10 protein-coding genes are annotated in these 12,746 nt (G+C 49.4%); 2 read left to right on the top strand and 8 right to left on the bottom strand.

Annotation, left to right across the window (positions count from 1 at the left end; translation table 11 throughout):
* Positions 1 to 30 precede the first annotated feature (30 nt).
* Entirely contained in the window at positions 31 to 771 is a 741-nt protein-coding gene (locus AC4BAP_RS02510) for a M48 family metallopeptidase (RefSeq protein ID WP_490581032.1), read from the top strand.
* A gap of 394 nt (positions 772 to 1,165) precedes the next feature.
* On the opposite strand, the gene AC4BAP_RS02505 is transcribed toward AC4BAP_RS02510, so the two are convergent.
* From AC4BAP_RS02505 to AC4BAP_RS02470, 8 genes are all read right to left on the bottom strand, one after another.
* Entirely contained in the window at positions 1,166 to 1,417 is a 252-nt protein-coding gene (locus AC4BAP_RS02505; RefSeq protein ID WP_490581031.1) for an acyl carrier protein, read from the bottom strand.
* Positions 1,418 to 1,423: 6 nt separating this feature from the next.
* Entirely contained in the window at positions 1,424 to 4,837 is a 3,414-nt protein-coding gene (locus AC4BAP_RS02500; RefSeq protein WP_490581030.1) for an efflux RND transporter permease subunit, read from the bottom strand.
* A gap of 25 nt (positions 4,838 to 4,862) precedes the next feature.
* Positions 4,863 to 6,014, bottom strand: a complete 1,152-nt coding sequence (locus AC4BAP_RS02495; protein WP_490581029.1) for an efflux RND transporter periplasmic adaptor subunit — start codon at positions 6,012 to 6,014, stop codon at positions 4,863 to 4,865.
* 35 nt (positions 6,015 to 6,049) lie between these two features.
* Positions 6,050 to 7,396, bottom strand: a complete 1,347-nt coding sequence (locus AC4BAP_RS02490) for a TolC family protein (RefSeq protein WP_490581028.1) — start codon at positions 7,394 to 7,396, stop codon at positions 6,050 to 6,052.
* 17 nt (positions 7,397 to 7,413) lie between these two features.
* Entirely contained in the window at positions 7,414 to 8,046 is a 633-nt protein-coding gene (locus tag AC4BAP_RS02485; RefSeq protein ID WP_490581027.1) for a TetR/AcrR family transcriptional regulator, read from the bottom strand.
* A 239-nt stretch (positions 8,047 to 8,285) separates the two neighbouring features.
* Positions 8,286 to 9,032 carry a LytR/AlgR family response regulator transcription factor gene (locus tag AC4BAP_RS02480; protein WP_490581026.1) on the bottom strand — a complete coding sequence of 249 codons (747 nt, stop codon included), beginning with the start codon at positions 9,030 to 9,032 and terminating at the stop codon, positions 8,286 to 8,288.
* Complete coding sequence (locus AC4BAP_RS02475) at positions 9,029 to 10,054, bottom strand: sensor histidine kinase (protein WP_490581025.1); 1,026 nt, start codon at positions 10,052 to 10,054, stop codon at positions 9,029 to 9,031. The genes AC4BAP_RS02480 and AC4BAP_RS02475 overlap by 4 nt, the downstream gene beginning before the upstream one ends.
* Before the next feature lie 13 nt (positions 10,055 to 10,067).
* Complete coding sequence (locus AC4BAP_RS02470) at positions 10,068 to 10,892, bottom strand: LiaF transmembrane domain-containing protein (RefSeq protein WP_490581024.1); 825 nt, start codon at positions 10,890 to 10,892, stop codon at positions 10,068 to 10,070.
* Positions 10,893 to 11,720: 828 nt separating this feature from the next.
* On the opposite strand from AC4BAP_RS02470, the gene pheS reads away from it, so the two are divergent.
* Positions 11,721 to 12,746 (top strand): phenylalanine--tRNA ligase subunit alpha, encoded by a 1,026-nt coding sequence (gene pheS, locus AC4BAP_RS02465; protein WP_490581023.1) that lies wholly within the window; start codon positions 11,721 to 11,723, stop codon positions 12,744 to 12,746.

Raw genomic sequence — 12,746 nt, 5'->3', positions numbered from 1 at the left:
AGGATTTTGTATTTTAACTTTTTAGCCAAAGTGTCTTCTTCATTTTTACGACTTACCTCCGTTAATGTACACATCGACGGAATCGGGAAAGTTCTGATTGAGCGAAGCGATAAAGCAAAACGCCTCAGCATTAGCGTCCGTCCATTAAAGGGCATTCGCGTGGCTGTGCCGCCGCATATCAGTTTCGAAAAAGCAGAACAGCTCATTTATACCAAGTCAGACTGGATAAAAGAGCACCAGGCCCGCATGCAGCAGCATGAGGAGCAGCTAACTGTGTACGATGGCTCTACGGAATTCAGGACCAAGTACCATACTTTGCGCCTGCTTACACATGCCCAGTACAGCATGCGCTGCGTAATACAGGATGGCTACATCAACGTGTTCTACCCTGCCCACAAAGATGTGCGTGATGCGGATGTGCAGAAGTTTGTCCGGCAATCGATAGAGGAAGGGTACCGCAAAGAGGCAAAGCAATACCTGCCTAAGCGTGTGGCTTACTTCGCAGAAAAATTCGGGTTTACGTACGAGAACGTGTTCATCAAGAATGCGAAAAGCCGTTGGGGCAGCTGCTCGCACACCAACAACATCAACCTGAACCTGCACCTGATGCGCCTGCCAGATGCCCTCTGCGACTACGTGATCCTGCATGAGCTGGCCCACACCGTAGAGAAGAACCATGGCCCGAAATTCTGGAAACTGCTCGACAGCATCTGCGGCAACGCCAAAGGCCTCGACAAGAAACTGAAAGCTTACCGTATCGCAATCTTTTAAGCTACAACTATAGCGTACTATCTACTAAACCAAAGTATAATTTTATAGAGTGGCGTGAGTCTTTAGCCCTCTTCTGGCGCAAGTCTTAAGCGCTAGCGTGACTTGTGCCAGAAAATAATGGGAAGTCTTCAGACTTCCGTGAGCCATACTTTAGGAAATTGCAAAGTATAAACTCATACTTTATACTTCCGCAAGTCTGAAGACTTGCAGCCATGTGCCAGCACAAGTGACACTTCGTTTAACACTTGCGCTATGAAAACAAAAAGACGCAAAATATTGCGTCTCTACAGTTCTAGCAACCAAACAACGAATAACAAACAACGACTTTAAAGACATAAGAAAGCCCCGACGAACAAATCGCCGGGGCTTTCTCATTTGTGTGTTTTAATAAACCTTAGCTGGCTACTTTCAGCGTCTGCGTGGATACGTAGTTTATAAAATCGCCTACTTTGTCCAGTGGCACCTCGTCAGGTATGGTTATCTTGAAATTCTTTTCCAACTCCAGGATAATGTCTACCACATCCACCGTATCAAAGCCGAAATCCTGCAGCATTCTGTCAGCCCAAAGGCGGTCTGCGTTTATTTCTTTGGTTTTGCTAATGATACGGATAACCTCTTTCTCAATAGCTCTATCTGTAGCAATCATAGTAAATTAAACTGTGTATTCTCTAACTTTCCCATTAACATGAACCTCTGGCTGCTCTACCATTTTTAACGACTCACGCTTTCTCTTTTTTATTAATCTGTCTTTCAATTTCTCATTCAGCAGGTACATAACCGGCACAATCAGCAGGGTGATGATGGTAGCAAAGCTCAGACCAAAAATGATCGTCCAGGCCAGCGGCCCCCAGAACGCCACACTGTCGCCACCCAGGAAGAAACCAGCTTCAAACTCTGTGAACAACGTATAGAAGTTCAGGTTTAAGCCTATTGCCAGTGGTATCAGGCCAAGTATAGTAGCCGTTGCCGTAAGCAATACCGGGTTCAAACGTGTTTTGCCTGCCTCTACGATCGCATCTTTCAGTTCGCGGCCTTCTGCCAGCAGTATGTCTGTAAACTCCACGATCAGGATACCGTTCTTCACCACGATACCGGCCAGCGCTACAATACCAACGCCTGTCATTACCACCGAAGTATCCATCCCGAAGATAGAGAAGCCTAACAGCACCCCGATGATCGAGAACAACACCTCCGAAAGTATAATGAACGGCTTCGACACCGAGTTAAACTGCGTTACCAGGATCAGGAAGATGATCAGGAAGGCCGCAACCAGGGCTAACAATAGGAACTGCATCGTTTCCTGTTGCTCTTCCTGCTGTCCGCCCATTCTCACCTCATATCCTTCCGGCGTCTGGAAGTTCTGCAACGATTCCTCAATCTGCTGCACCACCTCGTTCGGGTTGTGGTCCGCCAGCACATTCGATTCCAGCGTAACCATGCGCTTCAGGTTTTTGCGTTTGATGCCGCCATACGTAGTAGCATACTCAATGTCTGCCACCGAAGAAAGCGGTATCTGGCGCACACGCCCTGAGTTCATGTCGCGGTACGTGATGCTCATGTTCATCAGGGCATCAATGTTGTCGCGGTAAGGCGCTGCGTAGCGTACCATGATCGGGTACTCCTCCTCGTCGAGTTTAAACTTGGAAGCCTCCCATCCAAAAATCGCCGTACGCACCTCGCGGCCAATCTGACCGGTTGTAATGCCTTCGCGGTTGGCGCGCTCACGGTCCACATTCACAACGATCTCCGGTTTGCTGTCTTCCAGGTCGGAGCGCAGTTCCTCTATACCGCCAATGCCTTGCTCATCAATGTACTGCTCTACCTGCTTCGACAGTGCGATCAAACCTTCAAAGTCTTCACCGGCAATTTCGATAGAGATCGGTTTGCCCACCGGAGGGCCACCCTGCTCTTTGTCCACGGTTATGTCGGCACCCGGTATACCTTTCACAGCTTCTCTGATCTGGCTCAGGTAATCGGCAGTAGAAACATCACCTTCACGGTCTTTATACTCAACAAAGGCAACGGTAACCTTTCCTTTGTGAGATTGTGCCGTTGTACTGCGTTCGTTCTGGTCGCCGGCACCAATCGCCACGTTCGAGATTACCGACTCCACATTCGGGTTATTCTCTCCTATCACGTTGTACACGCGCTTCTCCACTATCTTCGTAACCGAGTCTGTTACAGCCTGATCCGTACCGATTGGCATGTTGATGTAAGCGTAAACAAAGTTCGGGTCGCCGGATGGGAAGAACACCATTTTAGGCGGATTCAGGGCAGTGATCACAATTGAAAAAATCAGCAGACCAATTACACCCAGGAACACGCCAATCGGCCTTTTGCCAACAAGCATCCAGCGAAGTATGTTTTCGTAGCCGGCCATAAAGCGCGGCAGCACGTTGCTCTGGAACTTCTCGATCAGGCTGGTGAACACATACTTGTTAAGCAGTATCAGTAACACTACCAGTATGGCCAGGTTCGCTATACCATAAGAGCCAGTTATGTAGCCAATGGTTGCAATGGCAAAGCCGATCGCTACAAAAATCCAGAATATTTTGCGGGAACGCGGCGTGGCTGCCTTTTCATGCTTTTTCATGAAAGAGGCCGCAAACACCGGGTTAATGATGAATGCCACCAGCAACGACGACATTAGTGTAATGATCAGGGTAATAGGCAGGAAGAACATAAACTTGCCTACCACACCCGGCCAGAACGCCAGCGGCAGGAATGGGGCAACCGTTGTAAGCGTACCAGCCAACACAGGCACAAACACCTCGCCGGCAGCAGCCTTCGCCGATTTAACTATACTTAGGTTGGTTGTATGGAAAATACGGTGCGTGTTCTCGATCACCACAATGGCATCGTCCACTACTATACCAAGGGCAAGCAGGAACGAGAAAAGCACGATCATGTTAAGTGAGAAGCCCAATGTTGGCATAAGTATAAATGCCAGGAACATAGAGATCGGCACCGACAAGCCCACGAAAATGGCATTAGTTGTACCCATAAAGAACATCAGTACCAGCGTTACCAGCACAAAGCCGATGATGATGGTGTTGATCAGGTCGTTCAGGGTATGGCGTGTTTGTTTAGACTGGTCGCCGGTAATGGTTACTTTCAGGTCATCGGGCAGGGTAGTGCCTTTCATTTCCTCAATTGCCTCGTTTACCTTATCAGAAGCCTCGATCAGGTTTTCACCGCTGCGCTTGATCACGTTCAGGGTAATTACCGGGGAGTTGTCCAGGCGGGCAAAGCTTTCCTGCTCCTCAAAGCCCTCCTTAACTTCAGCGATCTCTTTCAGCTGTATGTTAGCACCAGATACCGACTGTATTACTATGTCGCCGATTTTATTCGGGTCTACGTACTGGCCTACCACGCGCACCGAACGCTTGGCCTCGCCAACAGTAATGTTACCACCAGACACCGTAACGTTTTCGCGGCCAACGGCATTGATGATATCGTTGAAAGTTACTTTGGCAGCCTGCATCTTGTACAGGTCCATGTTGATCTGTACCTCCTTGTCCAGGGCACCCACCATGTCCACGCGGGTAATCTCAGAGAACGACTCGATGCGGTCCTGCAGGTCTTCGGCATACTGCTTCAGCTTGTCCAGGCTATAGTTGCCCGACACGTTCACGTACATGATCGGGAACTCAGAGAAAGCCACCTCCTGCACGTTAGGCTCAGAGGTCAGGTCGGTGGGCAGCTCTGTACGGGCCTTGTCCACGGCATCCTTTACTTTCTGCTTGGCCTCTGCCACCTCCACATCAGTATTAAACTCCACCACGATCATGGAGAAGTCCTGCATAGAGTTGGAGGTTACTTTTTTAACCCCGGAGATCGCTTTGATTTCCTTTTCGATGGGACGCGTGACCAGGTTCTCCATATCTGAGGGAGAAGTACCCTGGTAAACGGTGCCCACGAACATGGTCGGAATTACGATGTCGGGGAAGTTTTCTTTCTGTAGGTTGATATATGAAAATATACCCGCCAGTGTAATGATGATGGTTATGATATAGATACTTGTTCTATTATCGATAGACCAACTGGTTGGCTTAAACTGCTTCATAGTTTATTTCTTTAAAAGGAAATTCTTATTTCTGCGTCAGGCTGTTCTGTGTAAACACCACCGGTTGTCCTTCATTCACGTTCTGGTAGCCAGCCGTGATCACCTGGTCGTTGGCCGTTAAGCCGCTCAGTATCTCTACTTTGCCGTTATAGCTCATGCCGGTCTTCACTTCCCTGCGCGCAGCCACATACTTGTCGCCCTCTTTCTTGGCAACATACACATACTCCGACTTCTCGTCTTTCTGCACCAGGTTCACAGGCAGCACAATGGCGCCCTCATTCTTATAATCCTGGATGCGCACCACAGCTACCATGTTTGGCTTAAGTGTTATATCCTGTCCGTTTTTCAGATCCAGCTCCACGGTAAAGGTGCGGCTGGTCGGGTTAATATTGGCACCCACCACGCTCACTCTCGATACCACCTCTTTGTTCAGGTCAGGGAAGTATACCACAGCCTCGTCGCCTTTATTGATCTTGGCCTGATATGCCTCCGAAATTTCGGCAACCACTTTGCCGCCCTGCGTATTTACCACACGGATGATACCCATACCCGGCGCAACAGACTCACCTGCGTTTGGCACTACCTCATCCACCACACCACTGATAGGGGCTTTGATGTTGTACTGATCGCGCTGCTGGTATAAAGTAGCCAGGCTACGCTCCAGGGCCTCTTTGTTATTTTTGGCCGTCAGGTACTGCATTTCTGTGCCGATCTTCTGGTCCCAAAGGTTTTTCTGCTTCTCAAAAGCGATCTTAGCCAGGTCGAGGCGCGTTTTAAGCTCAGCAATGCTCTGCTCCAACACCTGCGCATCAATGGTTGCCATGGTCTGGCCTTTAGATACCCTGTCGCCACGCTCTACGCGCACGCTTGTAAGCACACCCGGCACTTTGGCACTAACCAGCACGTTCTGGTCAAAATCAACTTTACCCTGCGTTTCCAGGTAATGGCGGAATGTATCCTGCGTAACCGGCTCTACGCTCACAGGCACTGTTTTCTTCTGAGACACTACTGTTTTGCCTTCTGCCTTCAGTTCGGCCTCCAGCTGTGCGATCTGCTCTTGCAGCTGCTCCTGCTGTGCCTTCAGTTGCTTTAATTGTGCCTCTTTGTCGTTGTTGCCACCGCAAGAAGCTAATCCCAGCATTATAGCTACAGTAGATATTCCTAGTATTCGTTTCATTTCAGTTTTAGCGATTTGGTAGTTTTTCGATAGTTTTATTTAGTTAACAGCGAGCCAGTGGCTTTTTCCAGGTTCACTTTGGCAATTAATGCGTCGTAGATGGCAGCATAGTAGTTTGTCTGCGCCTCACGGAGTTCGGTTTCGGCAGTGATCACCTCCAGGTTAGAGCCTACACCCTCCTGGAACTTAATCTTAGCCACTCGCGCAATCTCTTCAGCCAGCTCCAGGTTCTCACGACGAGCCTCCAGCACATCCAGGGCGTTGGTAAGTTCTGTTGAGGATTGATCTATCTGCAGGTCTATACTTTGGCGCAGGGTTTCAAAACCATACTTGGTGTTGTCGAGGGTTAGTTTTGCCTGCTGTATCTGGTAGTGCTTGCGCAAACCGTCGAAGATGGGTACCTGTAACTGGCCACCTACATAACCATATTCCAGCCAGTTTCGGGTTTTGGTTATCTGGTCGAAGTCGTTGTTAGCGGCATTATAGCCGTAGCGTGCGTTTAAGTATAGCTTTGGCAGGTATCCTGAACGTTTGTTGCGCAGGTCAAGCTCAGCAAGATCGCGCTGTGTTTCAAGTATAGAAAACTCGATGCGGCGACTGTAATCAAATGCCGCAGGCGTAACTTGTGCCAGATTCACTTCTACCTCCGCAAGTTTGTCCGTCAATGTCAGAGGCTGCTTCTGATCTATCCCCATCTGGAACTTCAGCAGGCTTTCGCTTAAATCCATCAGGCGTTCCGCTTTCTGCTTTTCAACCTGTAAATTGTTCAACGAAACACGCAAACGATCCACGTCCAATTTCTCGGCAACGCCGTTATCAAACATCACCCTGGTCTGCATAAGCAAGGTTTCCAGCCTGCTGATGTTCTGATTCAATAGCTCCATGCGCTCACGGTTTACCAGCACACCATAATATGCTTTTGATACCTGCTCAGCTACTTCTATTTCGCTCTGTACCGTACTTTTTCTAGAAAGCTCAGTGTAAGTTTTAGCAGCTTTCAGGCCAATTAGGTATGTACCATCAAACAAAAGCTGATTGCCGGTTACGATAGCGTTACCAGTGTAGGTTGGTGTAAATGTTACTGGTGTAAACGTACCTGGCTCACCGCCAAAGAACTCCGCTGGAAGGAAATTCTGCTGCTGCACAAAGTTATTACCCACATCCAGCGAACCATTTACCTGCGGCAAACCCATAGACCTGATCTCACCCACTTTGGCTTTGGCGATCTTTTCTTCGTTGCGGGTAGCGGCAAGGCTGGCGCGGTTCTGCAGGGCATAGTTTATACTTTCCTGCAGGCTAAATGCTTGCGGGTTCTGACTCTGTGCGTAGGCACCGCCAAGCAGGGTAAAGACAGCCAGAAAAAGGCTTAGATAGTTTTTCATAATTTTAGTAGGTAGTGTTATTCTTCTTCGATTCTGTGCTTAAACTCATTGATCATTTTATGTCCGCGTAGCGTTGCCATACCCAGCATGTAATGCTCCAGCATATCCACCTGCACTTTCTGTAAATCAAACTCATGTGGCGGGAACAGCCTGTTGTCGTAAGCTAGCTCTATCATACCCAGGCGCATACGCGACATGATCTCCACATCCAGGTCGCCCCGGAACAACCCTTCGGCCACGCCACGAAGTATGTTCAGCTTGATCTTCTCCAGCATGAAGCTATACTTATGAGTAACCCACAGCTGCCAGCTGTCGCGGTGGTACTTCTGTACATCATGGAAAATAGACGGGTGTATTCTACTGGAAATGCTTTTGGTCATCTCCATAAGGCCCCACAGTTCTTCAATAGCGTTGCCAGCATCCTTCATGTAGCTTTCACAGTCACTCTCTATAGCATCTAAAAAGCAGCTGCAAGAGTGGTACACGATCTGGTCTTTGTTATCAAACCACTTATAAATGGTTTTCTTAGACATCGACAAGTGCTGCGCAATATCATCCATCGATACACTTTTAATCCCTTTCTGACAAAAGAGCTCAAAAGCGGCCTGTGATATCCTGTTCTTGATTTCTATGTTTTCTTCGATCTCCATTTCGCCGCAAAACTATGGAAACGTTTTTAATCTCCAAAGTTTCCAACCAATAATATCCCTAAAATGTTTCGGGTGAAAACAGGGCTATCTAACTGTATATAAACATTGTGCAAAGAGGCCGCTAGCAGATAAGAAAAGTACGTAAGTATAAAACCCGCCATTGCCTTATTTAACAACAGCTTTAGGGTGCCCAAGTGCTCTTTGCCAAACCAATCAGGCAAAGGCAAATCCTGAAAATTTTATAAACCCAGCACTGCGCGTAATTTTGTATAGCCACTCTTGCTCAGCGGGATACGCTTGCCGCTTTTGAGTAATGCCATATGGCTGTCTTTCTCAAGGGGTTCTATTCGGGTGAGTTGGGAGAGGGCAAGTATAAACGAACGGTGCACACGCACAAACTGGCTTGGGTCGAGGGTGTTTTCGTAATAGCCCATGGTCTTCTTCTTCAGAAAAGTGCCGTCCTGGGTGTGTATCTTCACGTAGTCGTCGTAGGCCTCCAGGTAGTGCACATCGGCCACAGGTATGATGCGGATGTTGTTGCCCACCTTTACCACAATGCGCACCTGCTCTTCGGGTTGTTTTGCAGGCGTTTCCTCGAGTTGCTTTAAAGTTGCCTCTGCGTTGGCTTGTTTCCGTTGTTCCTGCCACTTTTTAATGGCTGCATCAAAGCGCTCTCTGCTAAAAGGCTTCAGCAGGTAATCCACTGCGTTGGTCTCAAAAGCTTTAATGGCATACTCATCAAAAGCCGTCGTGAAGATAACCGCCGGGGCATGCTCCACCAGTTCCAGCATTTCGAAACCATTTATCTTGGGCATCTGTATATCCAGGAAGATCAGATCTGGCCGGTGCTGCATAATGGCTTTCACTCCCTCAAAACCATCGCCGCACTCCTGGGCTACTTCTATTTCGGGGTGGCTTTGCAGATACTCTGCCACTATACTTCTGGCCAATGGCTCATCATCAATAATCAGGCACTTACTACTCATTTTGTTTGCGGTATTTTAATGATGGTGGTAAAAGTATGATCGTGCTGCTTTGTTTGGAGCAGGTCCTGGCGGGCATACAGCAAGTATAACCTGCGCTGCACCGAGCTTAGCCCAAAACCTGTGCCTTTGTTTGGCCGCACAGTTTCGGGGTCGTAAGGGTTGTGCACCTCCAGTTGCAGGTGGTGGTCGGTTGCGGTGGCCTTAATACTTATCAGGGTTTCGCCGGTGGTGTCGTATAGGCCATACTTAATGGCATTCTCCACAACAGGCTGCAGCAAAAGGGCAGGAAGCCGCATGTTCATAGTTTCGTCTTGTACTTGTATGGCGGTTTGCAAGCGATGCCCGAAGCGTACTTTCTCTATCTCTAAGTATAAACCCAGGTGTTTTAGCTCATCTTCCAGCGTAACCATTTGCTGGTTGTCCTTGCGCAGCGTGCCCCTCAAAAACTCCGACAGCTGGTGCACCATGGTGCGTGCCTGCTCCGGCCTTGCCCCTACCAAAGCACTGATAGAGTTGAGGCTGTTGAACAGGAAATGCGGCTGCAGTTGTTGCCGCAGACTGTAAAGCTCAGCCTCACGGGCCAGTTTCTCAGTGGTAGCCTTTCGTTCTTCGTCCAGCCGGCGGCCCTGCGTATAAAACCACATCCAGCTAAGCAGTAGCATTAGCAGCACCATCAGCCAGGCAAACACAAATCGTACTGCCAGCGTGGCCTCCACAAAGTTTAAGTATACTTCGTCGGACTTAAACGCCCAGTTGGCAAAATACCTGAAAGCAAGTATGCAGATGGCAGCCAAACCAAAACTCCAGCTAAATAAGTAGGCCACCTGCCTTACTCCCGGCTGGTAGTAGCGTAGCCCCGTGCTCATGGCATAGCCCCCCGCAACCAAGAGCAGGTTCGTAACCACTGCGTCAGGTATGGCTTTTTCGAGAGGCAGGCCCACCAGCCACAGCAGCGTGGTTTGCACTATTGCCCAAAGCAAAGCCCAACCCAGGTATACCAGCACAATGCGCATCGGACCCATGGCAGTTTATACTTTAGAAGCTTTTGATCTGAAGACCACCAAACATGGAAGTACCTTTTATGATGAGCACCTTGTTCGGGTCGTAGCCACCGGGCATGATGGGGCGCTTATCATCTATGCCACCAAGTATGGCCACCGCCTCCGATTTTACCTCCCAGTGGGCCGGCACAATCAGCGTGGTCCCTCCAAATATCTGGGTAGCTTCCAGCACGGCAGGCTGTTGCAGATCGGCCTGGCTCATGTTAAGCTCTGTACCACCAAAAACACTCACTACCTCGCCGCCTCTGAAATTTTTAGAGATGATGTTTTTCTTCACTCCACCGAATATGGCCGTAGCATCCACGTAATCTTCCGTAGAGGCATCGCTGCCTAGTATACTGAAGCCTTCGTCAGCCTGATCTGTGGCATAGTCGCTTTCAGGGTAATCGTTCAGTGGTTGGCGTGGCTGCGGCATGTGCCTGGGATATTGGTTTTTAGGTTTCAGCATCACCCATAACCCGATACCGATCAGAAGTATAGGCCAGAAGTAAAATTTCAGGTTAATACCCGGAATCAGGTCGCTTAGCAGGAACACGGTACCAATAATTACCAGCACCAGCCAGCCCGGTTTTCTGAAGTTATGCTTGAACCCAATAAAAAGGCCCAACACGATCAGGAACATCTGCCAGGAGAACACCCAGCCTGGTAAAAAGAAGTAGTTGAGTTTTGTGGCAAGTATTACCAGGCCTATTACAACCAATAATAGTCCGGCCATTACTTTACCATTGCCGCCCCTGTGGCTCGGGTTATCCCAGTTGTCGCCGTAGTTGCTGTTCGGGTTAAAATCTCTGTTATCCATAGTTCTTTTGTTTGATTTATTACTCAAATGTACTTCAAAAGCCATCTGAGGGCTATATCTAATAGGTTACCCCCGGCAAGAAGTCGGTAAACGAGGGGATTGCGTCGGTAAAGGTAGAAATTATATAGTTTTTATGCTATGTTGTTGAGGGTTAGAGTAGTTTTATGACTGGGCCATGGCGCCCAGCCATAAAACCAATGCAAGTCTGTTTTTTGTCTGCTACTGCAACTGCCATGAACTATGCTACCTATTCCCCGCCTTTCTTTCTAGTTGCTGTTCTTCCTCAGTCTTACTTGCCTACTGTTTCATCTCTGGCTTTGGTACGCTCAAGGCCGCGTGGCCTCGCCTTCGGGCATCGCGCGGTGTACCTGAAGCTGCCTCCGCTCTGCTCCGACTGCCTCACTGCGTTCGGCACCGCAACAGCTACAAGGCGCTCAACCCAAAGGCTGGGATCGACACTTCTTCGTAAGTGGCTGTTGCAACTGGCAAGCAAGTGTAAATTAGTAAAGACAGTAACTCCCCGCCTTGGACAAGGAGGGGCAGGGGTGGTTTGACCCGGCATTGCCGAAATCCCCCTCCTGTTTTTAGGAGGGGCTAGGGGAGGTAAATTCCCCTCTTGAGAGGGGGCAGGGGTGTGTCAATCGTTCACAGGAAAACTCCCCGCCTTGGACTCTAAAGGGGGCCCCTTCACCCCCAGGAGGGGCAGGGGTGGTTTGACCCGGTATAGCAGAAATCCCCCTCCTGTTTTTAGGAGGGGCTAGGGGAGGTAAAACCATTTTGCCCGCAGAATTTACGTATTATCCCACAGTAATTTTATCTTTGCATATTATGGTGGAGAACATACAGCGAATAGCACAAGAGATAGAATCGGCACAGCTTACCAATGCTGCCGAGTTGGAGCAGTTCAGAATTACCTACATTGGCCGCAAAGGCCGTGTGGCGGAGCTTTTTGATAACCTGAAGCAGGTGGCCCCTGAGCAGCGCCGCGAGGTTGGGCAGCAGCTGAATGCACTGAAGAACCGTGCACAGGAGCGTTTTGACCAGGCGCAGGAGCAACTGGCCAGCGCAACCGACACCGCAGGTGACACAGGCTTCGACTTTACACTTCCAACTGTACCTAATACCCTGGGTACCCGCCATCCGCTTTCGCTGGTGCGCCGTGAGATCGTGCGCATTTTCGAACGCATCGGCTTTAACGTGGCCGAAGGCCCTGAGATCGAAGACGACTGGCACAACTTCTCTGCCCTGAACTTTCCGGAGAACCACCCTGCCCGTGAAATGCAGGACACCTTCTTCCTGAGCGATGATAAGGACAAGCTGCTACGTACCCATACTTCGAATGTGCAGGTGCGCCTGATGGAGAACAACCAGCCACCGCTACGCAGCATTATGCCGGGCCGTGTGTACCGCAACGAGGCCATTTCGGCGCGTGCGCACATGGTATTCCACCAGGTAGAGGGCTTGTATGTAAACAAAGGCGTTAGCTTCAAAGATTTAAAGGAAACCCTTTACTACTTCGCCAAAGAGATGTTCGGCCAGGACACCAGAATCCGTTTCCGTCCGTCGTTCTTCCCGTTCACGGAGCCAAGCGCTGAGATCGACATCTCCTGCTTCATCTGTAAAGGCGAAGGCTGCAACATTTGTAAGGGCAGCGGCTGGGTAGAGATTGGTGGTGCCGGTATGGTAGACCCTGCCGTGCTGGAAAGCTGCAAGATAGACCCGAAAGTATACTCTGGCTTTGCCTTTGGCATGGGTATCGAGCGTATCACGATGCTAAAGTACCAGATCAAAGACCTGCGCCTGTTCACCGAAAACGACGTGCGCTTCCTGCGCCAGTTTGAGGGGGTTATTTAA

The organism is Pontibacter sp. GD7, from assembly GCF_058216375.1.
This window is presented reverse-complemented; position numbering and strand designations above follow the sequence as displayed.

Excerpts from the sequence above, each read along its gene's own strand:
- AC4BAP_RS02505 (WP_490581031.1), bottom strand. The coding sequence starts at position 1,417 with ATGATTGCTACAGATAGAGCTATTGAGAAAGAGGTTATCCGTATCATT.
- AC4BAP_RS02500 (WP_490581030.1), bottom strand. The coding sequence starts at position 4,837 with ATGAAGCAGTTTAAGCCAACCAGTTGGTCTATCGATAATAGAACAAGT.
- AC4BAP_RS02495 (WP_490581029.1), bottom strand. The coding sequence starts at position 6,014 with ATGAAACGAATACTAGGAATATCTACTGTAGCTATAATGCTGGGATTA.
- AC4BAP_RS02490 (WP_490581028.1), bottom strand. The coding sequence starts at position 7,396 with ATGAAAAACTATCTAAGCCTTTTTCTGGCTGTCTTTACCCTGCTTGGC.
- AC4BAP_RS02485 (WP_490581027.1), bottom strand. The coding sequence starts at position 8,046 with ATGGAGATCGAAGAAAACATAGAAATCAAGAACAGGATATCACAGGCC.
- AC4BAP_RS02480 (WP_490581026.1), bottom strand. The coding sequence starts at position 9,032 with ATGAGTAGTAAGTGCCTGATTATTGATGATGAGCCATTGGCCAGAAGT.
- AC4BAP_RS02475 (WP_490581025.1), bottom strand. The coding sequence starts at position 10,054 with ATGGGTCCGATGCGCATTGTGCTGGTATACCTGGGTTGGGCTTTGCTT.
- AC4BAP_RS02470 (WP_490581024.1), bottom strand. The coding sequence starts at position 10,892 with ATGGATAACAGAGATTTTAACCCGAACAGCAACTACGGCGACAACTGG.
- pheS (WP_490581023.1), top strand. The coding sequence starts at position 11,721 with ATGGTGGAGAACATACAGCGAATAGCACAAGAGATAGAATCGGCACAG.